General features: G+C 63.8%; 25 protein-coding genes. 7 read left to right on the plus strand and 18 right to left on the minus strand.

Annotation, left to right across the window (positions count from 1 at the left end; genetic code table 11):
• Nucleotides 1–158 precede the first annotated feature (158 nt).
• Nucleotides 159–1,562: a methylenetetrahydrofolate--tRNA-(uracil(54)-C(5))-methyltransferase (FADH(2)-oxidizing) TrmFO gene (trmFO, locus tag IEV75_RS08435; RefSeq protein ID WP_188452130.1), complete on the plus strand. Its 1,404-nt coding sequence runs from the start codon at nucleotides 159–161 to the stop codon at nucleotides 1,560–1,562.
• A gap of 82 nt (nucleotides 1,563–1,644) precedes the next feature.
• On the plus strand, nucleotides 1,645–3,600 hold the full coding sequence (locus IEV75_RS08440; protein WP_188452131.1) for an alpha/beta hydrolase family protein: 1,956 nt from the start codon (nucleotides 1,645–1,647) through the stop codon (nucleotides 3,598–3,600).
• Nucleotides 3,601–3,611: 11 nt separating this feature from the next.
• On the opposite strand, the gene IEV75_RS08445 is transcribed toward IEV75_RS08440, so the two are convergent.
• Complete coding sequence (locus tag IEV75_RS08445) at nucleotides 3,612–4,463, minus strand: squalene/phytoene synthase family protein (RefSeq protein WP_188452132.1); 852 nt, start codon at nucleotides 4,461–4,463, stop codon at nucleotides 3,612–3,614.
• 126 nt (nucleotides 4,464–4,589) lie between these two features.
• On the opposite strand from IEV75_RS08445, the gene IEV75_RS08450 reads away from it, so the two are divergent.
• Nucleotides 4,590–5,903 carry a serine hydrolase domain-containing protein gene (locus IEV75_RS08450; protein ID WP_188452133.1) on the plus strand — a complete coding sequence of 438 codons (1,314 nt, stop codon included), beginning with the start codon at nucleotides 4,590–4,592 and terminating at the stop codon, nucleotides 5,901–5,903.
• Nucleotides 5,904–5,988: 85 nt separating this feature from the next.
• On the opposite strand, the gene secF is transcribed toward IEV75_RS08450, so the two are convergent.
• The 9 genes from secF to IEV75_RS08495 form a co-directional block, all read right to left on the minus strand.
• Nucleotides 5,989–6,963 (minus strand): protein translocase subunit SecF, encoded by a 975-nt coding sequence (gene secF, locus IEV75_RS08455; RefSeq protein WP_188452134.1) that lies wholly within the window; start codon nucleotides 6,961–6,963, stop codon nucleotides 5,989–5,991.
• 15 nt (nucleotides 6,964–6,978) lie between these two features.
• The gene (gene secD / locus IEV75_RS08460; RefSeq protein WP_188452135.1) at nucleotides 6,979–8,610 is read right to left on the minus strand and encodes a protein translocase subunit SecD; all 1,632 of its coding nucleotides are present in this window, start codon (nucleotides 8,608–8,610) and stop codon (nucleotides 6,979–6,981) included.
• Nucleotides 8,611–8,645: 35 nt separating this feature from the next.
• Nucleotides 8,646–9,029 carry a preprotein translocase subunit YajC gene (yajC, locus tag IEV75_RS08465; protein WP_188452136.1) on the minus strand — a complete coding sequence of 128 codons (384 nt, stop codon included), beginning with the start codon at nucleotides 9,027–9,029 and terminating at the stop codon, nucleotides 8,646–8,648.
• 94 nt (nucleotides 9,030–9,123) lie between these two features.
• Nucleotides 9,124–10,056 carry a peptidoglycan DD-metalloendopeptidase family protein gene (locus IEV75_RS08470; RefSeq protein WP_188452137.1) on the minus strand — a complete coding sequence of 311 codons (933 nt, stop codon included), beginning with the start codon at nucleotides 10,054–10,056 and terminating at the stop codon, nucleotides 9,124–9,126.
• 87 nt (nucleotides 10,057–10,143) lie between these two features.
• Nucleotides 10,144–10,572 carry a DUF6491 family protein gene (locus IEV75_RS08475; RefSeq protein ID WP_188452138.1) on the minus strand — a complete coding sequence of 143 codons (429 nt, stop codon included), beginning with the start codon at nucleotides 10,570–10,572 and terminating at the stop codon, nucleotides 10,144–10,146.
• 94 nt (nucleotides 10,573–10,666) lie between these two features.
• Nucleotides 10,667–11,311 carry a protein-L-isoaspartate(D-aspartate) O-methyltransferase gene (locus tag IEV75_RS08480; protein ID WP_188452139.1) on the minus strand — a complete coding sequence of 215 codons (645 nt, stop codon included), beginning with the start codon at nucleotides 11,309–11,311 and terminating at the stop codon, nucleotides 10,667–10,669.
• Between the two features lie 8 nt (nucleotides 11,312–11,319).
• Entirely contained in the window at nucleotides 11,320–12,135 is an 816-nt protein-coding gene (surE, locus tag IEV75_RS08485) for a 5'/3'-nucleotidase SurE (protein ID WP_188452140.1), read from the minus strand.
• On the minus strand, nucleotides 12,132–13,409 hold the full coding sequence (gene serS, locus IEV75_RS08490; RefSeq protein WP_188452141.1) for a serine--tRNA ligase: 1,278 nt from the start codon (nucleotides 13,407–13,409) through the stop codon (nucleotides 12,132–12,134). Before serS ends, surE begins: the two co-directional genes overlap by 4 nt.
• Nucleotides 13,410–13,705: 296 nt before the next feature.
• Nucleotides 13,706–15,019: a class I SAM-dependent RNA methyltransferase gene (locus tag IEV75_RS08495; RefSeq protein ID WP_188452142.1), complete on the minus strand. Its 1,314-nt coding sequence runs from the start codon at nucleotides 15,017–15,019 to the stop codon at nucleotides 13,706–13,708.
• Nucleotides 15,020–15,182: 163 nt separating this feature from the next.
• Between IEV75_RS08495 and IEV75_RS08500 the strand changes: the two genes are divergently transcribed.
• The gene (locus tag IEV75_RS08500) at nucleotides 15,183–16,574 is read left to right on the plus strand and encodes a hypothetical protein (RefSeq protein WP_188452143.1); all 1,392 of its coding nucleotides are present in this window, start codon (nucleotides 15,183–15,185) and stop codon (nucleotides 16,572–16,574) included.
• Between the two features lie 134 nt (nucleotides 16,575–16,708).
• Entirely contained in the window at nucleotides 16,709–17,428 is a 720-nt protein-coding gene (locus IEV75_RS08505; protein ID WP_188452144.1) for a hypothetical protein, read from the plus strand.
• A gap of 72 nt (nucleotides 17,429–17,500) precedes the next feature.
• Here the strand turns inward: IEV75_RS08505 and mnhG are convergent, their stop codons facing one another.
• The 8 genes from mnhG to IEV75_RS08545 all read right to left on the minus strand — a co-directional run bounded on the left by mnhG (nucleotide 17,501) and on the right by IEV75_RS08545 (nucleotide 24,050).
• A complete protein-coding gene (gene mnhG / locus IEV75_RS08510) occupies nucleotides 17,501–17,944 on the minus strand; it encodes a monovalent cation/H(+) antiporter subunit G (protein WP_217980349.1) in 444 nt (147 codons plus the stop codon).
• The gene (locus tag IEV75_RS08515; protein WP_188452145.1) at nucleotides 17,941–18,213 is read right to left on the minus strand and encodes an MrpF/PhaF family protein; all 273 of its coding nucleotides are present in this window, start codon (nucleotides 18,211–18,213) and stop codon (nucleotides 17,941–17,943) included. Before IEV75_RS08515 ends, mnhG begins: the two co-directional genes overlap by 4 nt.
• A gap of 5 nt (nucleotides 18,214–18,218) precedes the next feature.
• Nucleotides 18,219–18,563 (minus strand): Na+/H+ antiporter subunit E, encoded by a 345-nt coding sequence (locus IEV75_RS08520; protein ID WP_188452146.1) that lies wholly within the window; start codon nucleotides 18,561–18,563, stop codon nucleotides 18,219–18,221.
• On the minus strand, nucleotides 18,560–20,053 hold the full coding sequence (locus IEV75_RS08525; RefSeq protein WP_233351809.1) for a proton-conducting transporter transmembrane domain-containing protein: 1,494 nt from the start codon (nucleotides 20,051–20,053) through the stop codon (nucleotides 18,560–18,562). The genes IEV75_RS08520 and IEV75_RS08525 overlap by 4 nt, the downstream gene beginning before the upstream one ends.
• Nucleotides 20,050–20,448 carry an NADH-quinone oxidoreductase subunit K gene (locus IEV75_RS08530; protein WP_188452147.1) on the minus strand — a complete coding sequence of 133 codons (399 nt, stop codon included), beginning with the start codon at nucleotides 20,446–20,448 and terminating at the stop codon, nucleotides 20,050–20,052. The genes IEV75_RS08525 and IEV75_RS08530 overlap by 4 nt, the downstream gene beginning before the upstream one ends.
• The gene (locus tag IEV75_RS08535; RefSeq protein ID WP_188452148.1) at nucleotides 20,448–20,879 is read right to left on the minus strand and encodes an MnhB domain-containing protein; all 432 of its coding nucleotides are present in this window, start codon (nucleotides 20,877–20,879) and stop codon (nucleotides 20,448–20,450) included. Before IEV75_RS08535 ends, IEV75_RS08530 begins: the two co-directional genes overlap by 1 nt.
• Nucleotides 20,880–20,882: 3 nt before the next feature.
• Nucleotides 20,883–23,195, minus strand: a complete 2,313-nt coding sequence (gene mbhE, locus IEV75_RS08540) for a hydrogen gas-evolving membrane-bound hydrogenase subunit E (protein WP_188452149.1) — start codon at nucleotides 23,193–23,195, stop codon at nucleotides 20,883–20,885.
• Nucleotides 23,196–23,303: 108 nt separating this feature from the next.
• Nucleotides 23,304–24,050, minus strand: coding sequence for a TlyA family RNA methyltransferase (locus tag IEV75_RS08545; protein WP_188452150.1), 747 nt, complete (start codon nucleotides 24,048–24,050; stop codon nucleotides 23,304–23,306).
• A 217-nt stretch (nucleotides 24,051–24,267) separates the two neighbouring features.
• Here IEV75_RS08545 and IEV75_RS08550 point away from each other — a divergent pair, with 217 nt between their 5' ends.
• The gene (locus IEV75_RS08550; protein ID WP_127566583.1) at nucleotides 24,268–24,477 is read left to right on the plus strand and encodes a cold-shock protein; all 210 of its coding nucleotides are present in this window, start codon (nucleotides 24,268–24,270) and stop codon (nucleotides 24,475–24,477) included.
• 126 nt (nucleotides 24,478–24,603) lie between these two features.
• A complete protein-coding gene (locus tag IEV75_RS08555) occupies nucleotides 24,604–25,215 on the plus strand; it encodes a TetR/AcrR family transcriptional regulator (protein WP_188452151.1) in 612 nt (203 codons plus the stop codon).
• The last annotated feature ends 55 nt before the right edge of the window (nucleotides 25,216–25,270 follow it).

Raw genomic sequence — 25,270 nt, forward strand, 5'->3', positions numbered from 1 at the left:
CGATGCATTGCTGCCCCCGTTCAGCCCGCCTTCCCCGAACGCAATCCTTGGATGCAAATCTCAGACGGTCAACAAGAAATTGGCGCACGGCGATGGTCTCCCTACCCGCCTGCCCTGCCGGTTTGAGCCTGCGCCCTTGCAGCGCTATATCAGCGGCCATGACACAGATGGCACCCATACACATCATTGGCGGCGGCATGGCCGGTTCGGAAGCCGCCTGGCAGGCCGCCGAAGCCGGCGCGCGCGTTACCTTGCACGAGATGCGCCCGGTACGCCGTACCGAGGCGCACCAGACAGATGGCCTCGCAGAGCTCGTCTGCTCCAACTCCTTCCGCTCCGATGACCATGAGACCAACGCGGTCGGCCTGTTGCACGAGGAAATGCGCCGGGCGAACTCGCTCATCATGGCGATGGGCGATGTGAACCAGGTGCCTGCCGGCGGCGCGCTGGCCGTGGACCGGGAAGCCTTCTCACGCGCGGTGACGGCAAAGCTGGAAGCCCACCCGAATATCGAGATCCGCCGCGAGGAGATCGCCGGGCTTCCGCCCGAAGACTGGGATAATGTGATCGTGGCGACCGGCCCCCTCACCTCGCCTGCGCTTGCCGAAGCGGTGCATGGGCTGACCGGTGAAGGCGAGCTTGCCTTCTTTGATGCCATCGCGCCGATCATCTTTGCCGACAGCATCGATATGGGCGTGGCGTGGAAGCAGTCGCGCTATGACAAGGGCGAGACGGAAGAAGACCGCGCCGCCTATATCAACTGCCCGATGGACCGGGATCAGTATCACGCCTTCGTCGAGGCCTTGCTGGCCGGTGACAAGACGGTGTTCCGGGACTGGGAGAAGGACACGCCCTATTTCGAAGCCTGCCTTCCCATCGAGGTGATGGCCGAGCGCGGGATCGAAACGTTGCGCCACGGGCCGATGAAGCCGCGCGGCCTGACCAATGCGCACAAGCCGGATGAGAAGCCCTATGCGGTCGTCCAGCTGCGCCAGGACAATGCACACGGCACGCTCTTCAACATGGTCGGCTTCCAGACCAAGCTGAAATACGGCGCGCAGACAGACATTTTCCGTATGATTCCGGGGCTGGAGAACGCACAGTTCGCCCGGCTTGGCGGCATTCACAGGAATACCTTCCTCAACTCGCCAAAACTGCTGGACCCGGTGATGCGCCTGAAGGCGCGGCCTGCGCTGCGCTTTGCCGGCCAGATCACAGGCGTTGAGGGCTATGTGGAAAGTGCGGCCATGGGGCTTCTAGCGGGCCGGTTTGCCGCCGCAGAGCGCCTTGGGCAGCCGGTCACACCGCCCCCGCCGACGACGGCTCTCGGCGCTCTGTTGATGCACATCACCACCGGCCATGTGCCCGGCCGCAAGGGCGCCTTCCAGCCGATGAATGTCAATTTCGGCCTATTCCCCGACATGCAGGGCCCGTCCAAGGGCCCGAACGGCGAACGGCTGCGCGGCGCCGCAAAGGCGCAAGCCAAAAAGCGGCTGATGACGGCGCGCGCGCTGGCCGATTGCGATAACTGGCTTGGGCACGCGGAACTGGCCGCGGAGTAATTGTGCCGCGGGCGCGGTGAATCATTGCAATCTCGTAATCAGCGGCTCTATGCTTGCCCCTCAGAATTTCGAGGGGACTGCAATGATTAGATTTCTCACCGCTTTGTGCGCCAGCCTCGTAGGTCTGGCGACGCTGGGATCCGCCGCAGCGCAATCACTAGATGTGTCGCATTTTGCCCGGCTGCCGGCTTTTTCCAGCCCGCGGCTTTCGCCGGACGGCACCGAAGTGGCCTTCCTGCGTGCCGAGGAAGACCTGATCGTGGTCGGCATTGCCTCGCTGACAGACGGCGAAACGCGCTGGATCAGTGTTGGACAGCAAAAGGCGCGCTCCGTGCGGTGGGTGGCGGACAATGTTTTGCTGATCAACGTAACCCAGACAAATGATTTCGGTTCGCGGCGCAGCAATGCATATGAGTTTGGCGCGGCCTTCCTGGTGCGGACGGATGAGCCGAACGCACCCGTGTCGCAACTACTCGTTGGCGAGAGCCGGGTCGGTGTGAATACATCGCTGTCTTCCGTGCTCGCCGTGGACTGGGAAGCAGGTGAAATCTACACTGCTGCCTACGGCGTGCTGGGACGCAATATGCGGTTCAGCGACATTCCCCTCTACCTGTTTGCCGTTGACACCCTTACGGGAGAAACGCGCATGGTCGAACGCGGGAGCGGTGAAACGCGCGGCTGGCTATTCGATGAAGGCGGAGAGCCCGTGGTGCGCGTCTCGGTAAACCGCCTCGGACGCAATCAGTGGATTGAATTGCGGCAGGATGATCGCTGGAACGAAGTGTGGCGCTCCTCACGTCGAACCGAGATGATAACGCCGATCGGCATGGCGCCTGAGGGCAACAGAGCGGCCGTGCTGGTTCCGGGCGATACCCGCGAACTGGCATGGATGGACCTGGAAACAGGCGAGTTCAGTGACCCGGTCCTATCCGATCCGCAGGCGGAGGTTGGCGGCGCTTTGGTTGACCCCTACACCAACCGCATCGTGTCTGCCTACTTCACGCGTGACGAGAACTCTGCGCACTGGTTCGACGAAGAGCTGGAGCAATATGAAAACATGATCGCTGAAGCCCTGCCGGATGATGAGGTAGGCATTTTCAACTGGTCCCGGGACCGCTCGGTCATGCTTGTAGCAACCAATGATGGCGCGGCTGCTCCAGACTATTATCTGTTTTATCCCGAAACCATGTCGCTCAACTTCTTGGCGACAGGTTACCCTGCATTGCGCGGCGTGGAACTACCTGACCGTCAGCGTTACACCTACACCGCAAGGGACGGAACGGACATTCCCGCATTTCTGACCCGCCCTGCCGGTGATGGCCCGATGCCGCTGGTCATCCTGCCGCACGGCGGACCGGCCTCTCACGAAGTCAGCGGGTTTGACTGGCTGGCTCACGGCATCTCGTCACAAGGCTACCTGGTCCTTCAACCCGATTTTCGCGGCTCTACTGGCTATGGCCGCGCCTGGGAGCGTGCTGGCGATGGTGAGTGGGGGAATGGCATTATGCAGCACGATCTGACTGATGGCGTCCGGGCCCTGATAGAGGAGGGTCTGGCTGACCCTGATCGCGTATGCATCGTGGGCGCGTCCTATGGCGGCTACGCAACACTTGCCGGTGTGACATTCACTCCGGACCTCTATCAATGCGGCGTCGCTATCGCACCCGTCTCCGACCTGTCGGAAATGTACACGTTCGCCGGCGGCCGGCGCGATCCAAACAACCCGGTGGCCCGCTACTGGATGCAGGCCATGGCCAATGATGAGGGACGCGGCCGGATGCGTGAAAACTCGCCTGCGCTGTTTGCCGACCGCGTGACCGCGAACTTGCTGCTTATCCATGGACGTGACGATACGGTGGTGCCCTTGCGCCAATCCGAGATCATGGAGCGCGCCATGCGCCAAGCGGGCAAGCCGGTGGAGCTGATTGTTGTGGACGGGGAAGACCACTGGCTGTCAACATTTGGCGGTCGGATGAGCACGCTCGTTGAAACCGTCAGGTTCCTGGATACGCACATCGGCAACGGCGCACAGCCCTAGGGCCTCCGCCCCTAGACCCGTCCAGTGAACGAAGCCCATAGCAGGGCAAGCTGCGCCCCCAGCGGATTATCCGCGGGGGCGTAGTTGTATGGGCTGGCCGTGCGGGCAATCCGCCTGAGCGGACCGCGCGCCAGCGCCGCATAGCCGACGGCAGGAAAAACCGATGCAGGGAGTGCCCGGCGTGAAGCATTGAGCTCCCTGGCGGCCTGGTCAGCCAGCGCCAGCAATCCTTCACGGGCCCTTGCCGCGGCGTCAGGCTGCAATCCCCGGCGCAGGGCTTCAAGCGTGGCGCCACTGGCCTCCAGCTCCCCTTGCGTCACCGGCGGGCGGCCTTGCGCACACAACCGCGCAAAATTCTGCAACAGGCCGGTATACCCCCACAGGCGCCCCGCTGCCGTCAGGGCGCGCTGCGCGCCATCACCCGGCTGCCAGTCCGGCGCGCACAGACGGGCGGCCGCGCGCATCAGCGCGCCTGACGTGCGGTCCACATAGGCTTCACGCTCTGGCGTGTCGGGAAATGCCCCCTCCCCCAGATCGGCATTTCTCGCCTCGACAAGGCCTGCCAGCCGGGCCTCGCCGGGGGCGCCGGGCTGCTCACACATGATGGCCAGCGCCTCATAGACGGGATGGCGGCGCACACGCGGCGGACTGGCATAAATATCTGTCAGGGCCTCACGCGCCCACGCCAGACGCATCTCGCCAATCACCGGCTCGCTGACACTCGCCGGGATACGCGCAATCTCGGCATTGAAGGCGTATAGCGCCCACAGATTGGCGCGCACCGGCGCGGGCGCAAACAGTCCGGCCAGATACCGGGCGGGATCCTCGCGGCGGACCGTATCGGCAAGTGTGTCAGCGCTCATCTGTGTGACATTTTCCTGAAATTCGCGCGCCAATCGCAGGGAGTGGCGTGTTTTAACTTGCCAATGATGCAGGCGCGGGGTGAGCTTCGCGGCACACAAAGCCACCCCTGTTCGCGGAGACCCGACATGTATGACGCTCGCTGGCGCCTGACCACCCTTGTGCTGGCTTCCGCGCTGGCCGGCTCTCTGGGCCTTGCGGCCTGCAGCCCGCAAACGCAAGCCAATGCCGACACTGTCAGCGAGGCAGTCCCTGCCGCCCGCCAGCTTGATGGACAAGGGCTTGCAGCGCTGGACGCCGCGCTTGACCAGTTTGCCGCTGTGCAGGCCCGGTCGGGCTATGTCGCACTCATCGCGCGCGACGGCGTTGTCCAGCACATCGCCGAAGCCGGCTATGCCGATATCGAGGCCGAACGCCCGATGACAGCCGATACGCTGGTGCGCATCGCATCCATGACCAAGCCCGTCACGGCGGTGGCAGTCATGCAACTCGTCGAGGATGGGGCGCTGCGGCTGGATCAGCCGCTGGCTGACATCATCCCTGCCTTTGCCGATGCGCGCGTCGCGGTATCGGTGATGGCCGGTGAGGATGGCCAGATCGAAACCGTAGCGGCGGACCGCCCCGTCACGATCGAACATCTGCTCACCCATACATCCGGTATCGGCTATGTGTTCGACTACGAGACCGATCTGGGCCGGCTCTACCTCACCCGCAATGTCTATGAAGATCGCGAAATGACGCTGGAGGAGCGGATCAACCATCTGGCTGGCCTGCCGCTATACTTCCAGCCCGGCGAGCGCTGGTACTATAGCTGGTCAAACGACATTCTTGGCCGCGTAGTGGAGGTGGTCTCCGGGCAGAACCTGGAAAGCTACATGCAGGCGCGGATATTCCAGCCGCTGGGCATGAACGAGACCACCTTCTTCCCGCGCGAAGAGCAACGCAGCCAGATCGCCACACTTTACACGCACGATGAAAGCAGCGCGATACAGCCCGTCCCCGCGAGCCTCGATTATGCCTTTGGCGCCAATGTTGCGGCCGGCGGTGCCGGGCTTTTCTCTACTGCAAACGACTATTTCCGGTTCGCGCAGGCGCTGGCCAATGGCGGCGAGCTGGAAGGCGTGCGCATCCTCTCCGGGGAGAGCGTGGAGACAATGACGCAAGTGCATGTTGGCGCCGACCGCATGCCCGAACAGATGAATGCGGGCAATCTGGGCTTTGGCTATTCACTGGGCGTCGTCTATGAGGGCCGGGGATCGTCAGCCAGCGGATACCCGGCCGATTTCGGCTGGGGCGGCTATTTCGACACCGATTTCTTCGTCAGCCCGCAGACTGGCGTAGTGGCCCTGATACTGGCGCAGGAGCAGCCGTCTGCGACCACTCCGCCGCAGGGCGCGCGGGCGATTTTCCGCCAGCTCATGCCGGCGGTGATCGCGGAGTAAAATCCCTGCCTCACAGGCAAGCAAAAACCCCGGCGCTGGCGCCGGGGTTTTCCATTGGCCGAATGCCGTCTGCGGACAGAGCGGGTCAGTCTTCCCTGTCCCCTCCGTCACGGCGCACACCGGTCACAGTGAGCAGAGGCGCGGCCACAAAGATCGAGGAATAAGTACCGATGGCCACGCCCCAGATCAGCGCCATCGCAAAGCCTTCCAGGGCCGGACCGCCCATGACCGCCATGGCGATTAGCGCCACCAGCGTAGTGCCGGACGTCAGGATGGTACGCGACAGCGTCGCGTTGATGGCAAGGTCCAGCACCTGGGGCGTTGGCAGGGATTTGAACTTGCGGAACATCTCCCGGATCCGGTCGTAGATGACCACGGTATCGTTCATCGAATAACCGACAATGGTGAGAATGGCCGCGATAGTCGGGAGGTTGAACTGGAGCTGGGTAACGGAGAAGAATCCGATCGTGATGATCACGTCGTGTGCCAGTGCCAGCACCGCGCCCACCGAATACTGCCACTCAAAGCGCAGCCAGATATAGACCAGCATCAGGAAGAGAGAGACGAGCACCGCCGTCGCGCCAGCCACCCGCAACTCGTCAGAGACCTGAGGGCTGATCACTTCCATCCGCTCGAAGCTGACATCGGGGATCGCCTCGACCAGAGCGCCGCGCACCAGCTGTTGCACGGCCTGCTGGGCCTGGGCGGCATCCAGCGCCTCAAAGCCTTCCAGCGCGTTGATGACTTCAGGATCGATTTCACCGACGCGGATGAGCACGTCTTCGTCTGTGCCGAAGCCCTGCACCTGCACATCACCGGGCACGGCGGCAGACACCACTTCGCGGATCAGGGCGATGTCGGCCGGGCCTTCGGTGCTGATTTCGATTGCCGTGCCGCCACGGAAATCGATGCCGAGATTGAGGCCCATGGTGAAGAAGGCCGCGACCGAGCCCAGCACCATGAAGAGCGACAGGACAAACGCGCCGACCCGCATGCGGATGAAACCGAAATCGGTTTCAACCGGCAGGAAGCGAACGAGAGCAAAACTGGAAAGATTCATGGTTTTTTCTCCCGCCTACATCGGCAGGGCTTTGGGTTTGGCGAAACGCAGCCAACCCGCCAGAAGAAGCCGCGAGAAGACGAAGGCGGTAAAGACGGACGTCATGATGCCGATGCCGAGGGTCACGGCAAAGCCGCGCACCGGACCTGCGCCCATCATGTAGAGCACCGCCGCCGCGATGAAGGTGGTGACGTTGGCGTCCAGAATGGCCGACAGCGCGTGCTGGTAGCCGTTCTCTATGGCGTTCGCCACGGTCCGGCCCGACCGGTATTCCTCGCGGATCCGTTCGAAGATCAGCACGTTGGCGTCCACCGCCATGCCGATCGTCAGAACGATACCGGCAATCCCCGGCAGGGTGAGCGTTGCCTGCAAGCCTGACAGCCCCCCCATCAGAAGGCAGATATTGACGACCAGTGCCAGTGTGGAGGCCACGCCGAAGAAGCCGTAGGCCAGCAGCATGAACACGATGACGAGGCTGAAGCCGATAATGATGGCAGTCTGGCCGCGATCAATGGAATCCTGCCCCAGACCGGCGCTAACCGAGCGCTGCTCGACCGGCGTGAGGCGCGCGGGCAGCGCGCCCGCGTTCAGCATGTTGGCCAGGTCATTGGCGGACTGGACGGTAAAACCGCCATCGATCATGCCCGAGCCACCCATGATAGGTGAGCGGATACGCGGCGCAGAAATGATGACGTCATCCAGCACGATGGCGAAGCGGCGCCCGACATTGGCCGCCGTGGCATCGCCGAAAGCGCGCGCGCCCGACGTATTGAAGGTAAAGTTCACCGAGGGCTGGCCAGCCTCGTTGAAGCCCTGGCTGGCGCGAACCAGCTGCTCGCCGGTCACCAGCGCACGGCGCTGGACGGCGAGGAAGGGCTCGCCCGCCTCTTCGGTCGGCAGGATGATGACGCCGGGCGGTGTGCGCCCCTGCCCGTCCGGGCCGGGGTCAACATTGGCCTCAACCATGTGGAAGGTCATACGCGCCGTGGTGCCGACAATCTCGATAATGCGCTGGGGATCGCTCTCGCCCGGCACCTGGACCAGTACACGGTCATCGCCCTGACGCACGATGGTCGGTTCAGTGGTACCAGTGCCGTCAATACGCCGCCGGATGACTTCCACCGACTGGGTGACAGTGCGGCGCTGGATTTCTTCAAAAGCCGCCTCCGTAATGCCGACGCGGATCGTGCGGCCATCCGGGTCTGCCTCGATGGAGAGCGTCTGGTCGAGGCTCGCCTGACCGAAGGAGTTCGATACCGGCTCGTTGATCCCACGCAGGCGGCGCAGCGCCGCTTCCATGTCGTCCGGGCGCGACAGGCGCACGACAACACGTCCTTCCACAACAGCAGGCGCTGCCGTCAGAATGGCCGGCTGGTTGCGCAAGACGGTGCGCACATCATCGGCCAGCCGGACAAGGCGCTCGGAGCGCACCTCGTCCATATCGACCTGGAAGACCAGGTGAGAGCCGCCACGCAAATCCAGACCCAGGTTGAGCGTGTCGCTGGGCAGGACGGACCATACACCTTGCGGACGGCCGTCAGGACCGTAGCGCGTGCTCTCGGACACGAAATTGGGCAGGAGGAACATCACCCCGATCAGGATGGTTCCAAGGATGAGGGCGATCTTCCAGCGGGCAAAATAAAGCATGGCGGATTGCAGATAGGGCGCAGCAGCGCTGAGCGCTAGCTGCGCTGTTCCTCATCGCTGTCATCGGCATCGTCCTCGCTGCGGCGCGAACGGGACGGCTCGGTGCGGGCACGCACTTCGGAAATGGTGTGACGCACCACTTTCACCCGCACACCTTGCGCCAGCTCGACGGTCAGCTCGCCATCCGCGACACGGGTCACCTTGCCGATCAGACCACCGGCGGTGACGACCTCGTCACCACGGCGGAGCGCCTCGACCATCTCGCGATGCTTCTTCACGCGCTGCTGTTGCGGGCGGATAAGCAGGAAATAGAAGACCACAAAGATCAGCACGAACGGGAAGAGCTGGATCAGCAGCGCACCCATGCCGCCGCCGCCACCGGCAGCAGCGAGCGTCACAGAGTCGAGAAATGCGGGCATGGTGTTGTATCCTTGGATGCAAGGGGGGATTTGCGCGGGACTATATCCACGCACGCCGCAGGCGCAACTCGGATCGGTATGTTGTGCTCAGTTGTCAGCGGCGCGGCAGGTATTCCAGCGGATTGACCGGGGTCACGCCGCGCCGGATCTCGAAATGCACCTGCACACGGTTGGCCGATCCGGTGGAACCGGCCTCGGCTATCACGGCGCCTGCCTCCACCTGCTGGCCCACCGAGACGCGCAAGACAGAGTTGTGCGCGTAGGCCGTCACCCAGTCGCCATGACGCAGCAGCACCAGCTCGCCATAGCCCTGCAATTCATTGCCCGCATATACGACTTCGCCGGCGGCCGCGGCGCGCACAGGCTCGCCGACACTGGCCGCTATCTTGATGCCATCATTGCGCCGCCCGCCGGGCTGGGCCCCGAAATTGGCAATCACCTCGCCGCTGTGCGGCCAGCGGAACTGGGGCGCACCGGCAGCCGGCTGCGAAGGCTGTTGTGCCGGTTGCTGCGCGGGCTGGCTGGCCGGAGGCGGTGTCTGGGCCGGGCGCTGGCTCGGGGCAGGAGGAGTGGCAGATGCCGTCTGCGCAGGCCGGGCTGTGCCCGAAAGCTGCAATTCCTGGCCCGGATAGATCGTGTAGGGCGCAGGAATGGCGTTGATCGAGGCCAGTTCCTGCAAGCTCATCCCGTGACTGACCGCAATGCGGTAGAGATTGTCACCGCGCCGGACCGTATAGGTGCGCGCGGCGCCCGGCATAAGCAGCACCTGCCCGTCACGCAGGGTGTAGGGGGCTGACAGATTGTTCTCGGCAGCCATATCCAGCCAGCGTACGCCGCACCGGTCGGCAATGCCGCTCAGCGTGTCGCCGCGCCGGACAGTGTAGCGGCTGGCGCAGCTCGCCGGCTCGGACTGCGAGGCTGACGAGGTGGATGACGGGCCGCGAATGGGTTCGGGACGGGAGGCGCACGCGCCAAGAGCGGCGCAAAGCACCGCCAAAGCCGCCCAACGAAACGCCTGCGCTATCATCAACCGCCAACCCTGTCCGCACCAAAGGGGTACGGACAGGCATCATGGCGCGGGAGCGTTAATCACGCGTTAGCTACGCGCAAAGTGTCAGCGCGAGGCGCTTTCACCTTCCTCGATATGCGTCAGGCGCTCGAAATCGCCCAGGCCGCAGCTGCCGGACAGCATGCCCTGCCCGCCATTGTCCACGACATCGACGATCTGGTTGCGGCACAGCTGGCTGCCGGTGGTGGAGTATTGCAGATAGGTGCCCGCGCTGGCGGCGCGGCTGCAACGTCCGTTGACCACATTGAGATACATGTCACGATTACGCATCTCGACCAGGAAATGATGGTCGTCCAGCGGCTGGATGGACCGCACCTGGGTGAGATTGACACAGGTACGGGTTTCGCCGGTGCGTTCAAACTGGGCGAGCCGTTCCGCCGCCGCTTCGGACATCTCTTGCGCCGATACGGCAGACGCCATGGCGAGCGCCGCTGCCGCAGCGGCCATCCCGGTGATAAAATTACGCGATTTCATGCGGACATCTCCCTTTGAAAGACAATCCAGTCCCTCAGGGCAGCATGAACCCTCCCACAGCAAGGTCAAGTTAGCGTCCGTTCACATTATTGCGTCACAGGGTGCGCGCCACGCCCTCAACCAGTGGCACAAAGCGCACATCCATGAGCGCTTCGTCACTGATTTCGCCGTTCTCCACACGGTAACGATAGAGCGTCTGCACCGGGCCATTATCCACCGGCGCCACGCAGATGCCCCCTTCGCGCAGCTGGGCGAGAATCGCATCCGGGCGAGAGGGCGCAGCAGCGGTGATGATGATGCGGTCAAACGGCGCCTGCTCAGGCCAGCCCTTGGTGCCATCACCAATGCGGGTCACGATATTGGTCAGACGCAGCGCCTCGAAGCGCTTTACGGCCTCCTGCGAGAGGGTTCTGTAGCGCTCGATTGTGTAGACCCGGCGGCACAGGCGCGCCAGCACCGCGGCCTGGTAGCCGGAACCGGTGCCGACCTCCAGCACCTTGCAGCGGTCGGTCACTTCTAGTGCCTGCGTCATCAGGGCGACGATGAGGGGCTGGGAAATGGTCTGGCCGCAATCAATCGGCAAAGGGCGGTTTTCAAACGCGTGATCAGCGAAATTCTCCGGCACGAACAGGTCGCGCGGCGTGCGCTCGATCGCCGATAGCACCGCCTTGTCACGAATACCCGCATTACGCAGCGCCATGACCAGCTCGATAACGCGCGTGTCAAAGCCCCCGCTCATGGCCGCCTTCAGCTTTCAACCGGCGCTTCCACCGGACCGCTTAAGTGATCGGCCAGCCGGTCGCGCGTGGCATGATGGGTCAGATCGAGATGCAGCGGCGTGATGGAGATGCGGCCTTCGTAGATGGCGCGCAGATCAGTGCCGACCGCCGGAGTTGAAGGGCGCCCCTCAAACCCGATCCAGTAATAGGCCTGCCCGCGCAAATCCTCGCGGCGCACGGTCTTGATATTGTGCTGGTCGCGCATGCCCTGAACCGTCACCTCGATCTCGTGGACATCTTCCGGCTCGCGGTCCGGGAAATTGACGTTCATCACGACATTTTCCGACCAGCGCTCCTCAAGCAGCTTTTTCAGGATAACCGGGCCGAACGCGCTGGCCGTCTGCCACTTGATCGTGTCGCGCCCGCTAAAGCCATAAGCCTGCGAGAAGGCGATGGAAGGAATCCCCATCTGGCGGCCCTGCATGGCGCCGGCCACCGTGCCCGAAACCGTCACGTCCTCGGCGATGTTCTGGCCGCGATTGACGCCCGACAGCACCAGATCAGGCTCCTTGCCCTCCACGATGTCATTGATCGCCATCAGCACGCAGTCGGCCGGCGTACCCGTCACGGCATAGCGCTTGTCGGCGACGCGGCGCGCGCGCAAGGGCGAGTTCAGCGAGAGCGCCCGGCTCATGCCGGACTGCTCCTCGGCAGGGGCCACCACCCAGACATCGTCGGAAATGGATTCAGCGATCTGGCGCAGAACCTTCAGCCCCGGCGCGCGGATGCCATCATCATTGGTGATCAGGATGCGCGGATTGGTGCCGGTAAAAAGCTTGCTCACGGTTTCAGCACCTCGATACCGCCCATATAGGGACGCAGGGCCGCCGGTATCGTCACCGATCCGTCCTCATTCTGGTGATTTTCCAACACCGCCAGCAGCGCGCGGCCGACCGCCACGCCGGAGCCATTGAGCGTGTGGAGATATTCCGGCTTTTTCTCGCCCTCGCGCTTGAAACGGGCCTCCATGCGCCGGGCCTGGAAGTCCCCACAATTGGAGCAGGAGGAAATCTCGCGATAGGTGTTCTGGCTCGGCAGCCAGACCTCAAGATCGTAGGTCTTGCGCGCGCCAAAGCCCATATCGCCGGCACACAGCAGCATCACCCGGTAGGGCAGCTCCAGAGCGCGCAGCACGGCTTCGGCGCAGCCCGTCATGCGCTCCAATTCCTCTTCGCTCTCTTCGGGCTTCACGATGGAGACCAATTCCACCTTGTAGAACTGGTGCATCCGCATCAGCCCGCGCGTATCACGCCCCGCCGCCCCGGCCTCAGAGCGGAAACAGGGCGTGTGCGCCGTCAGACGCATCGGGAAGGCGCTCTCGGCATGGATCGCATCGCGCACGAGGTTCGTCAGCGGCACTTCGGCGGTGGGGATGAGCCAGCGGCCATCGGTGGTGTGGAACTGGTCCTCGGAGAATTTGGGCAATTGCCCGGTGCCGAACAGCGCCTCATCGCGCACCAGAAGCGGCACGCTGGTTTCCGAATAGCCATGCTGAAGCGTGTGCATGTCCAGCATGAAGGCGGCGAGCGCGCGCTCCAGCCGGGCAAGCTGACCCTTGAGCACCGCAAAGCGCGCGCCGGACATGGCGGCAGCGGCCTCGAAATCGAGCCCGCCAAGCCCCTCGCCGATGGCCACATGGTCTTTCGGCGCAAACGCAAACTCTTTGGGCTCGCCCCAGCCGCGCACTTCCTCATTATCGTTTTCGTCTGCGCCTTCAGGCACATCGTCCATCGGCAGGTTGGGCAGCGAGGCCAGCTCGGTGCGAAGCGCCTCGTCGGCTTTAGCCTGCTCTGTCGCGGCCTCGTCCATCTGGCTTTTGAGCGTATCCACCTCGGCGCGCAGCTGGTTGAACAGCGCGTCATCGCCCTTGGCTTTGGCCTGACCGATCAGCTTGGACTTCGTGTTGCGTGTCGTTTCCAGCTCCTGCAGGCGCGCGGTCGCTTCGCGGCGGGCCGTGTCGAGCTCCAGAAGGCGTGATGCCTCCGGCCCGCGTCCGCGCTTTGTCATGGCGGCGTCAAAAGCGTCCGGATTCTCGCGGATGAAACGTATGTCGTGCATGGGAACTGGCCTGCAATGAGTTAAGGACCGCGTGATAGCCCCGCCCGCCGCACACGTCCACAGGGGTTAGGCGGTGGGGGGGGTGATTGGCAAAATAACTATACCGGGGTCCCGGCTCGGGGGCCGGGACCTATTGCTGCCCTCTCAGCCAGTACTGGCGTCTCACCGTCGAAAGCCGGTGCCCAGTGCTTCTCTGGATCCCGGCATACGCCGGGAAAACGCAAAAAACGAGCGAACAGGCGTGATATGTGCTCCATGGGTCCCGGCTCGGGGGCCGGGACCCCAGATGGCGGGAGCTACGCGCCCTTCGTGAACACGGCCGCGCATTCGAGATGCGCAGTGTGGACGAACTGGTCCACGGGCGTGACAGGCCCCATGCGATATCCGGCGCGCGTGAGGATCGCTGCGTCGCGCGCAAAGGTCGCCGGGTTGCAGCTGATGGAGACAATGACCGGTATGCCGGACCCGGCAAGCAATTCCATCTGTTCCTTCGCCCCCGCCCTCGGCGGATCGACGACGGCCATCGCCGCGCCGGAAAGCTCGCGAATCGAGAGCGGCTCCAGCGCCAGATCACGCTGCAGGACGCTAACAGGCTTCAGGCCCGGCGTATGGCGCGCAGCGTGATCGAGCGCCGCCAGGGGCGCCGCCTCGCCCTCCACAGCCCTTACAGGCGCCAGAGAGGCCATGCGCAGCGCGAACGCGCCAGAACCCGCATAAAGATCGATTACGCCTCGTGCGTCTTTGGGAGCGAGTTTCAGGGCCATTTTGAGCGCGTCCATGACGATACCCGCCAGCGCCGCCTCGCCCGCATCGGTCGCCTGCAGGAAGCCACCAGGCGGTGGAGCCACCTTCGCCATGCCAAAGCGCACGACGGGGGGTGTGCCTTCGGCGATGAGTTCACTGCCGATGGTCAGGCGCGCCCAGCCTTCCCTAGCGAGCAACTCCCCGCCCGTCAGCCGGTCATCCAGCGTGACCGGGCCCTTGCGTGCCACATGCACATCAAGTCCCGGATCGGTGGCGGTGACCGAGATCGTCGCGGTGTCAAACTTTGGTGTGAGAACGGCCATGGCCAGTTCGCGCAAGGCCGCGAAGGCCTTGCGGATGCGCGCCTCGGCAACCGGGCAGTCATCGGTGTCGGCAATCGCCTGCCCTGCCCGCTCGGTAAAGCCGAGCAGAAGGCGGGTGCCCATCTTGCGGGCATGCAGCGCCACCCGGCGGCGGCCCGATCCGCCTGCATCGACAAGCGGCAGAACCTCGCTGGTGAGCCCTTCGCGCGCCAGCGCGTCCACCACAAGGTCACGCTTCCACGCGCGGTAGGCATCGCCCTGCCAGTGCTGAAGCGAACAGCCTCCGCATTTTTCTGCGACGGAACAGAAAGGAGCGATGCGTTCATGGGAGGTGGTCAGGCGTTCGCCAATCCTCCCGCGTTCGCCCCGCGCCACGATATCTGCGGTCTCCCCGGACAGGAGGCCGGGCACAAATACCGGTGCGCCGGTTTCCGGATCGGGACAGACGCCATCGCCGCGCGCGCCAATGGCACGCGCTGTCGCCCGGAGCTTGCGCTCGGGCACGGCCCTGTTGGGCGAAGATGAACGGGAACGGCGCTTCATGCCCGAGCGTTTGCCCCCGTACGGGCCGCATCGTCAAGCGCGGTGCGCCCTCGCCCGGCCATGGCTTAACCTGAAGATGACGTTCATGTTCGGCTCAGCTTGACATTGTTACCGTCTGGTTAATTGCCCGATTGTGGCCTCTTGGAACCAAGGAGGAAGCCCGATGGCGACCGGAAAACTGACCGTATCGGTAGCAGCGATTGCGCTGGTGACTGCGTTCGCAGCACCAGGCGAGCTGCCGTTTATTCCGTCGGCGGAAGCAGCCGTCGCCCTGGACCTGTCAGCGGACGCGCAGGAACGCGATGGCCGCAGGGGCGGTCAGGAGAGCCGGGGCGGACGCCGCGGCGGCGGACAGGAAAGCAGCGGACGGCGCGGTGGCGGCAGCGAAAGCCGCGGCCCGCGCGGCGGTGGCCGTGACGGTAGCTGGGAAGGCCGCCAGCGCCCACAGCAGTCTGCGCCGCAACAGCGCCCTTCCCGCCAGAGCGCACCCCAGCAGCAACAGGCGCCGCAGCGCCGTCAATGGATGAGCCAGCGCGAGGCAACCCAGCGCCTGCAACAGCAGGGGCAGCCCACCCGCCCCGGCGGGCGGCCAGCCATCGCCCCGCAGCAAGCCGTCGCACAACAGAACGAGCCGCGCCGTCAATGGCAGGGGCGCGGCGACAGTGACCGCCGTGCGCAGTACCAGCAGCGCCGCGAGCAGGCCCAGCGCGGCCAGACGCCGCAAAGCAGGCCTCAGGGGCGCCCGGACCGCCGCGACTGGCAGGATCGCCGGCAGGCGCAGCAGCGTCCGCAAGGCCGCCCCGACCGCCGGGACTGGCAGGACCGCAGACAGGCACAACACCGTCCGCAGGGGCAGTGGCAGCACCGTCCGCAGCAGCACCGGCCTCAGGGCAGGCCCCAGCACGGGCAATGGCAGAACCGGCCCCACCATCACGCCAGGCCGAACTACCGCCACCGCCACTATAATGTGCGCTATTCACGCTCGAATGCGGTGCGGGCACCCGCAGTGTATCACAACCATTACTATGTGAACCGGTATGGCCGCCGGAATGTGCGCTGGACGCCGCCGGTGCGGATTGTCCACCACCACGTGAACTATTCCGGCTGGACGTATAGCCCGCGCTATCACTCCAACTACAGCCGCGCTAACTTCTATTATACCGATGGCGTATGCCGTCCGAGCGGCGGCAGTGTCGCTGCCGGTGCACTTGTGGGCGCACTACTGGGCGCTGCCGTGTCGGACGGCGATGCTGGCGCCCTGCTGGCCGGTGGCCTGATCGGCGGCGGGCTGGGCGCGGCGCTCAGCGATTGTGACCGCGGCCAGTACCACTATGCCACGCACTACGCCTTCTCCACGGGCAACCCGTATTACTGGCACAACCCCTATTCGGGCGTGCGCGGCGTGGTCTATGCGCGCGACTTCCACAACTGGGGCAATCAGCGCTGCCGCTGGGGGGATGCGGAAATCTTCCTGCCCAATGGCGAGGTCGCCTATGACCGGGTGCGTATGTGCCAGGATCGCTACGGCTATTGGCAGGTCGCCCGCAACCAGTAGCCTCCCCGTCAGGGACGACGCGTGAGCCGCCCTGCAAGATGTTTGCGGGGCGGCTTTCGTTCATGTTGCGCTCATCCGCGATCTGGCAGGGTGACCGCATACTCAAGGACCAGGCACGAAAGGAGCCCCTTGCGATGAAACATGTTCTGAAAAGTTCGGCCATCGCTGCCGCAGCGCTTGCGGCCCCGCTGGCCCTGGCCCCTGCCGCGCAGGCCCAGCAGACCTATGCCGAATGCATCTCCCAGCAGCGCAACCAGCAGGTCGCGGGCGCCGTGATTGGCGGCCTTCTCGGCGCGGTCGTCGGGGCGCAAATCCACAATGCGCGCGAATCAGACAGGCGCGATGACCATTACCGCAACCAGCACTATGGTCATCGCGGATGGGATCGTCATCGCGGCCATGGCCGTTATCGCGGCCATCGCGGGCGCGGCTATGTCGAGCCCTATCAGCGCCGCTCCAATGATGGTGCGGTCATAGCCGGAGCCGGCCTTGGGGCGCTGGCAGGCGGCGCCGTCAGCGGACGCGGCAGCAATTGCGACCATCTGCCCGGCGGTCCGCGCCCGCAGGTGGGCTACCAGCAGGGGCATTATGGCCAGCAGCAATATGGCTATAGCCAGCAAGGCTACAGCCAGCAGGGCTATGATCCCTATTATGACAATAGCGGCTATGGCTATCAGGATAACAGCCAGCTGGCCGGTGGGCCGGGCTATGACCCCTATAGCTACCAGCCGCAGGGCGTGCAGCCGCAATATCCGTCCCAGCAGGTGAACCAGAATTGCCGCCAGGTGCAGATCACGGGCCGGTATGAGTGGGTCTGCCAGGGGCCGGACGGGGTGTGGCGTCCGTCTAACTAGCTGGTGGCTTCATTTCACAGGTTTCCCCTGACCTGAAACTTAAAAGGGCGGCTCGGATGAGCCGCCCTTTTTCTATTCGCCGGTTGTGACCCTGGCCTTTGCGGCCTTTTCCTTCGTCTTTTCGGGCGATGGCAGGGCCGCATCGGGGCTGCGCGCGGCCAGGCGCTCTTCCAGCGAGGCTTGCGCACGCGGAAGCACGCCCTTCAGCCCGTCATTGCCGTCCTTCATCACAAAATCCGCGCCTGACACGTACATGGCGCGGCCGAGCAGGTGTCCGGCCACGGGCAAGGTCGCCAGCAGGAAGACAATGATCAGAAAAGCGGTCATGCCCAGATTGGCGCCGGTATAGGATACCGCGACGCCCGCCACCAGAAGGCCTGCACCCAGCGTGCCCGCCTTGGTGGAAGCGTGCAGGCGCAGGAACGGGTCCGGCAGCCGGAACACGCCAATGGCAGCGATGATGAGGAAGGCCATGCCGCCCAGCATCAGGACGGCGCCAATAATCTCGCGGATCATTCGTCTGTCTCCTTGCGCTCCAGGAAGACGGCGAGCGCCACAGTCGCCACAAAGCCCGTCACCGCCAGCCCGAGCCCGATATCGAGAAACTCGCGCCGTCCGGTGACCAGGGTGGTGAGCGCCGTGATGCCGATGGCCAGCACCGTCATCATGTCCAGCGCCACGAAACGGTCGGCCAGGCCCGGACCGATGACCAGCCGGATTCCTGTCAGCAACAGGCCGAACATCAGTCCGATCAGCAGGTAGACGGAGAGGAAGTCAGGGATCATGGCCGTTACGCCTCCGCCTTGAGTAGAATGCTCTCGAACGTCGTCTTGATACCGGAAATGACGGCATCGGGATCCGGGCAATCGAGCGCATGCACGTAGAGCGTCTTACGGTCCTCTGACACATGCAGGGACGTGGTTCCCGGGGTCAGCGACACCAGGTTTGCCAGCGTGGCGATATGGATATCGGTCTTCAGTTCCAGCGGCACCGCGAGAATGGCCGGATTGACCCGTATCGCCGGATTGATGACCGCCCAGGCCACAGCGAATGACGACTTGAAGAGCTCGATCAGGAAGATCACACCGAGCTGCGCCCAAATCCCCAGCTTCACGATCACTCGAAACGGGTTCATTCGCCTGCCCCCATCACGGCTTCAATATAGGCAGAAGGATCAGCCAGTCCTGCGCCTGCGCGCGCCGCCATGTCCATCAGCGGATCGGCGTAGAGGCCAATAGCCAGGCTGACGAGGACCAGAGCGGTGGCAGGCACCATCATCACCAGTGGCAGGCGCGCGGTAACGCGCATCCCTTCAGGCCCGGTCTTCCAGAAGGCTTCCATCCAGATCTTCACCACGCACAGAAGGCTGACGAGCCCGGTACCCAGCGCAATGCCGCCCAGGACCGGCCTGGCTCCGTCAAACGCGGCGTCTGCCACCAGCACCTTCGCCCAGAAGCCGGAGAATGGCGGCAAGCCGGCAAGCGACAGGCCCGCCCCAAGGAAGATCACCGCCAGTACGGGATGCGTACGGATCAGCCCGCCTATTTTCGTCAGGTCGGAGGACCCCGCCGCCACGGCAATCACGCCGGCCAGCAGGAACACCGCCCCTTTCACGATGATGTCGTGGATCAGATAGAAGCTGGCTGCCCCCAGCCCTTCGGGCGTCGACAGGGCAAGCCCCATCATCAGATAGCCCATGCCCGACACGATCAGGAAGGCGAGCATGCGGCGCAGGTCAGTCTGCACCAGCGCGGCAATGGCACCCGTGATCATGGTGATCGCGGCCATCCAGACAACGATCTCGCCCACCAGACCGGTTGTGCCCTCGAAGAGCAGCATGAAAATGCGAAAAGCCGCATAGATGCCGACCTTGGTCAGAAGCGCCCCGAACAGGGCCGACACGACCGGCGGCGTGGTGTGGTAGGCAATTGGCAGCCAGAAGAAGAGCGGAAAGGCCGCGGCCTTCACGCCGAGCGACAAAAGGAAAAGCACCAGCGCAAAGGTCAGGCCCGCCGAGGCGCCAAGCTCCGGCACAACCCGCGCCAGGTCGGCGAAGTTGAGCGTGCCGGCCGCGCCATAGAGAAATGCGACGGCGGTGAGGAACATGGTGGTGCCGAACAGGTTGAGCGCCGCATATTTCACCGCAGCGTCCAGATTGACCCCGTCGCGATGAACCACGAGCAGGCCGATGGCGCACACCAGCAAAACCTCGAACCAGACATAGAGGTTGAAGATGTCGCCAGTGAGGAACGCGCCGTTCACACCGACCATCAAGCCACAGAAAAGCGGGAAAAATCCGCCATGCAACGCATTCTCGCTGACGCCGCGGAAGGCATAGACCGAGGCGGCCAGCGCCACCAGGCTGGCGGCTGCGACGGCGAGCGCCGACAGCGGGTCGGCCACGATGGCGATACCGAAAGGTGCTGCCCAGTTGCCGGGCTGGGACACCATTACGCCCTGACTGAGCACGCCAGCCAGCAAGGCGAAGGCGGCCGCCGCCATCAGCGTCATGCCGGTAACGGTGATCCAGCGCTGCCAGCCCGGCCGCAGCCAGAAGACCGCGCAAAAACCGGCCATGGTCAGGGGCAGGATGATGGGAAGAATGACCAGAAGATCAGTGCTCATTTGCGGGCAGAGCTCCCCTCGCGTGACGCCGGCTCGAACGGATTGCCTTCCTCGCGCGCGGCAATCATCTCGTCGGCATTGACGGTGCCCAGCGCCCGCGTGGCCTCGTAGGCGACGATGGCGGCAAGCGCCAGCAGCGCAAAGCCGATGACGATCGCTGTCAGCACGAGCGCCTGCGGCAGCGGGTTGGCGGCATCTTCGCCCAAGGTATAGGCGCCGGTCTCGATGATCGCAGGCGCCGTCGGCCCCAGCCGCCCGGCCAGGAAGATGACCAGATTGACGCCCGTCGCAATCAGGGCCGTTCCCAGCACGATGCGGATGATGTTGCGGTCCATCATGAGATAGACGCCAGCGGCCATTATTGCGGCCACGGATAGAGCGTAGAGAAGCGTCATCAGTTCGCCTCCTCGGCACCGGTCTCGTACATGCGGAACAGGATGGACAACACCCCGCCGACGACGACGAAATACACACCCAGATCAAACAGCAGCGTGGTGCCGAGCTTCAGCTGGAGAAAGCCGATCTGTCCCTCCCACCACAGATGGTAGAGGAAGCCCCCAAAATCGCCGATCAGGGGCGGCAGTCCCGACAGTATGGCGCAGAACAGGCCCACACCCATCAGCACGACCGGGTGCAGGATGAGCCAGCGCTCCGCCTTGGCAGCCCCGAAGGCCAGCGTGATCACGGTGTACGCCGCCGCCGCCGCCAGACCACCGATAAAGCCGCCGCCGGGCGAGTCATGCCCGCGCAGCAGGATGAAGACCGAGAAGATCAGCATGGCAACGAAGAAGAGGCGTGCCAGCGCATTGAGAATGACCGATTGCATGGCCTAGCCCTCCTTCTTCACGCGGCGGCGCAGTAGCGCCCAGACACACAGGGTCGCAAAGGCCACAACGGCAATCTCGCCAAGCGTATCGAGTGCACGGAAGTCCACGAGGATGACGTTGACGACGTTGTGCCCCTGTGCCTCGAGATAGCTCGCCTCGCCGAAGAAGTCCGACAGGCGCCGGTCGAAAGGCAGGACACTCATCGCCAGCACGCCAAGGCCCACCGCAATGCCGAACCCGGCGGAGACAGCCAGCGCCAGCGGACGCTTGAGCAGGGATTGCTGGGGCGCAGGCTTCAGTGACAGGCGCAGCAGCACGGCCAGCAGGATCACAATGGACAGCGTCTCGACCGTGAACTGGGTAAACGCCACGTCAGGCGCGCCGTTCAGCAGGAAGACCACCGCCATGGTGTAGCCGACAATGCCCACGCCCAGGATCGAGATCAGCACCGAGCGCGCGAAAGCGGCAACAGCTGCACCGATCAGCGTGAGAACCAGCACCACGGCCATGTAGGGGCGGACCGGCTCGGCCGCGGCGGCGCTTATCATGTCGGCCGAGAAGCCGGTAAGCGCGAGCAACAGGGCGAGCGTGGAGACGCCGAGCGTGACCGCGATGTAGGTCCGCAAGGACAGCATCTGCAGCAGGCGCGCCGTGACCTGCCCTGCCCGGTCCAGCCAGCCCATGACAGCACCATAGCCAAGGTCTGCGAAGACCACATTGGCCTTCACATTGTCCGGGTCCCGATAGAGACGGTTCCAGAACCAGACCAGCGCCGCCCCGGAGGCCAGAAGGGCCAGCGTGATGAGGAATTTCAGCCCCAGGCTGGGTGCGGCATGCACCTCCAGCGCGATGGTGCTGCCATAAAGCGCGCTCATCGCCGGAATGAGGACGCTGTTCCAGGCAGGAGCCGGCATGACGCCGATGGCGAGACCCAGAAGGCCCAGCGCCAGCGGCGGCAGGGCCATGCCGTAATATTCGTTGTGGTAGAGCTTCACCTCGCCATAAGGCGGCTTCAGGAAAAAGGGTTTCAGCGCCGCAAGGCCCGCCACTGCCGTCATCACGGCCGAACTCGCCAGCGCCACGACTGTGAGCCACATGCCCCAGCTTCCGCCGTCAAAGGCGGCCGTCAGGAACAGGTCCTTGGCCTTGTAACCAAGGAAGAAAGGCACGCCCGCCATGGAGATGGCCGCCAGCAGGCTCGCAATCGCGGTAATGGGCAGCTTGAAGCGAAGCCCCCCGAGACGCGCCAGCTCATACTGATGGGTGGAGTGAATGACTTGTCCAGCAGCAAAAAAGAGTGCCGCCTTGTAGAGCGCGTGAGCGACCAGGAAGCCGATCATCGCCTTGACGCCCGCCTCGCCGGGCACACCAACCAGCAGGACCAGCGTGGCCAGCGAGCACACGGTCGACCACGCAAGCACCGCCTTGAAGCCGGTCGAGCGCATCACCGCATAGGCCGAGATCAGCATGGTGATCCCGCCGAAGATCATCAGCGGCGCATAGAAGATCAGATACTCGCCAAAGCCCGTGTCGAAGCGGGCCAGCAGGTAGACGCCGAGCTTCACCATGGTGGCGGAGTGAAGATAGGCGCTGGCCGGGGTCGGCGCGGCCATGGCGTTAGGCAGCCAGAAGTGGAAAGGAAACTGGGCCGACTTGGTGAAGCAGCCGATCAGCACCAGAACGATAATCGCCGGGAAGGCAGGCGATGTGGCGATCTGCGGCGCCTGCGCGGTGATCTCCGTCAGGGAGAATGTACCGGCGGTCAGCCCCAGAATGATGATGCCGCCCAGCAGTGCCAGGCCGCCGCCCGCCGTGACGACCAGCGATTGCAACGCGGCCTTTCGGGCCTTCGCATCCTCATGCTTGAAGCCGATCAGGAAGAAAGAGACCAGGCTGGTCATCTCCCAGAAGATGAAGAGCATGATGAGGTCATCGGCGAGCACGGTGCCGAGCATCGCGGTCATGAACAGCAGGATGAACCCCAGAAAGCGGCCGCGGTCCTTCGCATCGTCGCTGAAATAGCTGCCCGCATAGATCACCACCAGCGTGCCGATCCCGGTGATCAGAAGCGAAAAGAGAAGCGAAAAGCCGTCCAGCCGGAAGCCCAGCGATACGCCATAGGCTGGCACCCACTCAATCGACTGCAAAATCGCGGTGCCGACCGGAAGATCCGGCAATTGCATCAGAAGCGACACAAACAGGAAGGCCGGCACCAGGGCCAGCAGCGGCCCGGCAAAGCGCCCGGCGGCGCGGGTGACGGGAGCAGCAATAAGCGCGCTCACGCCCGCTATGATCACAAACCAGACAGGCGACATCGGGCCTCCGGCAATTGGGGATAGACGGTCAAGGCAGGAAGGGGTGTTAAGCAAATACTGCGATGCAGCGTCAATAATAATTGTAAGAACCATGCGGCATGTGGGGCTTTATGCCCGGCGCGCCCAGACCAGAATTTCGCGGTTGCCATCACCCCCGGCGACGGGACTTTGCGTGTTCGCCACGGCTCGCCACCCCTGAAGCTTCAGCCAGTCCACAAAGGCGTCCAGAGCTGCCTGCACGGCCTCTCCATCGGTCACGATGCCACCCTTGCCGATATGGGCGCGGCCGACCTCGAACTGCGGTTTGAACAGGGCGATCAAATCCGCGTCAGATGACGCCAGTGAGAGCGGGACACCGATCAGTTTTGCCAGGCCGATAAAGCTGGCATCACAGACGATGAGTGAGGGTGATTCTGGTATCAGCGCGGTGGAAAGCCCGCGCGCATCCGTACCTTCCAGACTGATCAGGCCGGGATGGGAGCGCAGGGACGGGTGCAGCTGGTCACGGCCGACATCGACCGCATAGACACGCTGTGCGCCCCTTTGCAGCAACACCTCGCTGAATCCTCCCGTGGAGCTGCCGACATCAAGGCATATGCGCCCGCGCGGATCGACATTGAAGGAATCAAGTGCGGCTACCAGCTTCAGTGCCGCGCGGCTGACAAACGGGTGTTCAGCCTCTGCCTCTATCAGCGCGCCGGGCAGGATGGACTGCGAGGGCTTGGCCAGAACTACGCCGTTCACGCGCACCCGCCCCGCCCTGATCGCGGCCTGGGCCCGCGCACGGGTGTCGAAGTGACCGAGCTCCACCAGCCGGGTGTCTGCTCTATTTGACTTCGAAAAAGTGCTATCCAATGAAAACTCCACTGAATGGAACTCGATAATTATTGAGCAGCAGAATTATTTTGCGCTTCCCAATACGATGCGATATAAAGCGCTATCGAATTTTGGCCGACGATCAGGTTTTGCGCTTCCGTTTTTTGGCGCCCCCTTCCCTCTACCTCTCTTCGATACCGTTGGCGCGCCTGTGACGCAGGCCGCCTTGTTATGTCTTGTTACAAGGAATACTCCCATGGCTACGGGAACTGTAAAATGGTTCAACACCACCAAAGGATACGGCTTCATCCAACCGGATGATGGCAGCAAGGACGTATTCGTCCATGCTACGGCTGTTGAACGTGCGGGCATGGCCGCCCTCAACGAAGGCCAGCGCATTTCCTACGAGGAAGCGCGCGACGCCAAGAGCGGCAAATTCTCCGCAACCAACCTGCAATCGGCCTGATTGACAGATTGAGATCACGCCCGCACGGCTCGCTGCGCGGACGCTGAGACGGAAGACCCCCTGGCCGACGGGCCACGGGGGTTTTTCTTTGCCACAAAGGCGCAATCCTTTTATCGCGTTGTCGCGATGACCGGTTTGCGCGAGCAGAAGAAATCCAGAGTCCGCACCGCCATTTACGAGGCGGCAATAAGCCTGTTCGAGACAGACGGCTACGATGCGGTCAGTGTCGAGCGGATTGCGGCACGTGCCGGTATCGCCAAGGGCACATTCTTCAACCATTTCGCTTCCAAGGCCGACATATTGTCAGCTTGGCATGAGGCTTCCAGCCTTGCCGAAGGCGAAGACGCAGCCGGAGCCATGACGGACAACCTGCGCGATGCGCTGCTGCGGCCTGCACTGGCAGCGGTACGTTTTGCCCAGACCTATCCGGCGCTATGGGCGGCAACCATACGCGAAACGCCATCAACGCCTTCACTGCGCCGTCTGGAGGCACAAAGCGATGAGCGCTTGCGTCAGCGTTATGAAGAGGCGTTCCGTGAAGCCATCGCCTCCCGCATGATCAAGGCTCAGGGCGATCCGCAGACACTGGCCGCTCTCGCCGTCACGCTGCTGACCGGCTGTGTGCGGGAGTGGATCGTCCTGGAGTCCCGCCCGCTTTCGCTGAATGCCCACCTCACCCGGACGCTCGACAACTACCTGCACGTGCTCGGCTACACTCCTTATGACGGTCGGGGTTGAAACCCTGTGCTTTCCACCATAAACATGACCATGGTCACTTTTATGGTGGAAAGAC

This window comes from Glycocaulis albus, from assembly GCF_014639075.1.
In the GTDB taxonomy this organism is placed as follows: Bacteria; Pseudomonadota; Alphaproteobacteria; order Caulobacterales; family Maricaulaceae; genus Glycocaulis; species Glycocaulis albus.

Excerpts from the sequence above, each read along its gene's own strand:
- trmFO (WP_188452130.1), top strand. The coding sequence starts at position 159 with ATGACACAGATGGCACCCATACACATCATTGGCGGCGGCATGGCCGGT.
- IEV75_RS08440 (WP_188452131.1), top strand. The coding sequence starts at position 1,645 with ATGATTAGATTTCTCACCGCTTTGTGCGCCAGCCTCGTAGGTCTGGCG.
- IEV75_RS08445 (WP_188452132.1), bottom strand. The coding sequence starts at position 4,463 with ATGAGCGCTGACACACTTGCCGATACGGTCCGCCGCGAGGATCCCGCC.
- IEV75_RS08450 (WP_188452133.1), top strand. The coding sequence starts at position 4,590 with ATGTATGACGCTCGCTGGCGCCTGACCACCCTTGTGCTGGCTTCCGCG.
- secF (WP_188452134.1), bottom strand. The coding sequence starts at position 6,963 with ATGAATCTTTCCAGTTTTGCTCTCGTTCGCTTCCTGCCGGTTGAAACC.
- secD (WP_188452135.1), bottom strand. The coding sequence starts at position 8,610 with ATGCTTTATTTTGCCCGCTGGAAGATCGCCCTCATCCTTGGAACCATC.
- yajC (WP_188452136.1), bottom strand. The coding sequence starts at position 9,029 with ATGCCCGCATTTCTCGACTCTGTGACGCTCGCTGCTGCCGGTGGCGGC.
- IEV75_RS08470 (WP_188452137.1), bottom strand. The coding sequence starts at position 10,056 with ATGATAGCGCAGGCGTTTCGTTGGGCGGCTTTGGCGGTGCTTTGCGCC.
- IEV75_RS08475 (WP_188452138.1), bottom strand. The coding sequence starts at position 10,572 with ATGAAATCGCGTAATTTTATCACCGGGATGGCCGCTGCGGCAGCGGCG.
- IEV75_RS08480 (WP_188452139.1), bottom strand. The coding sequence starts at position 11,311 with ATGAGCGGGGGCTTTGACACGCGCGTTATCGAGCTGGTCATGGCGCTG.
- serS (WP_188452141.1), bottom strand. The coding sequence starts at position 13,409 with ATGCACGACATACGTTTCATCCGCGAGAATCCGGACGCTTTTGACGCC.
- IEV75_RS08495 (WP_188452142.1), bottom strand. The coding sequence starts at position 15,019 with ATGAAGCGCCGTTCCCGTTCATCTTCGCCCAACAGGGCCGTGCCCGAG.
- IEV75_RS08500 (WP_188452143.1), top strand. The coding sequence starts at position 15,183 with ATGGCGACCGGAAAACTGACCGTATCGGTAGCAGCGATTGCGCTGGTG.
- IEV75_RS08505 (WP_188452144.1), top strand. The coding sequence starts at position 16,709 with ATGAAACATGTTCTGAAAAGTTCGGCCATCGCTGCCGCAGCGCTTGCG.
- mnhG (WP_217980349.1), bottom strand. The coding sequence starts at position 17,944 with ATGATCCGCGAGATTATTGGCGCCGTCCTGATGCTGGGCGGCATGGCC.
- IEV75_RS08515 (WP_188452145.1), bottom strand. The coding sequence starts at position 18,213 with ATGATCCCTGACTTCCTCTCCGTCTACCTGCTGATCGGACTGATGTTC.
- IEV75_RS08520 (WP_188452146.1), bottom strand. The coding sequence starts at position 18,563 with ATGAACCCGTTTCGAGTGATCGTGAAGCTGGGGATTTGGGCGCAGCTC.
- IEV75_RS08525 (WP_233351809.1), bottom strand. The coding sequence starts at position 20,053 with ATGAGCACTGATCTTCTGGTCATTCTTCCCATCATCCTGCCCCTGACC.
- IEV75_RS08530 (WP_188452147.1), bottom strand. The coding sequence starts at position 20,448 with ATGACGCTTCTCTACGCTCTATCCGTGGCCGCAATAATGGCCGCTGGC.
- IEV75_RS08535 (WP_188452148.1), bottom strand. The coding sequence starts at position 20,879 with ATGCAATCGGTCATTCTCAATGCGCTGGCACGCCTCTTCTTCGTTGCC.
- mbhE (WP_188452149.1), bottom strand. The coding sequence starts at position 23,195 with ATGTCGCCTGTCTGGTTTGTGATCATAGCGGGCGTGAGCGCGCTTATT.
- IEV75_RS08550 (WP_127566583.1), top strand. The coding sequence starts at position 24,268 with ATGGCTACGGGAACTGTAAAATGGTTCAACACCACCAAAGGATACGGC.
- IEV75_RS08555 (WP_188452151.1), top strand. The coding sequence starts at position 24,604 with ATGACCGGTTTGCGCGAGCAGAAGAAATCCAGAGTCCGCACCGCCATT.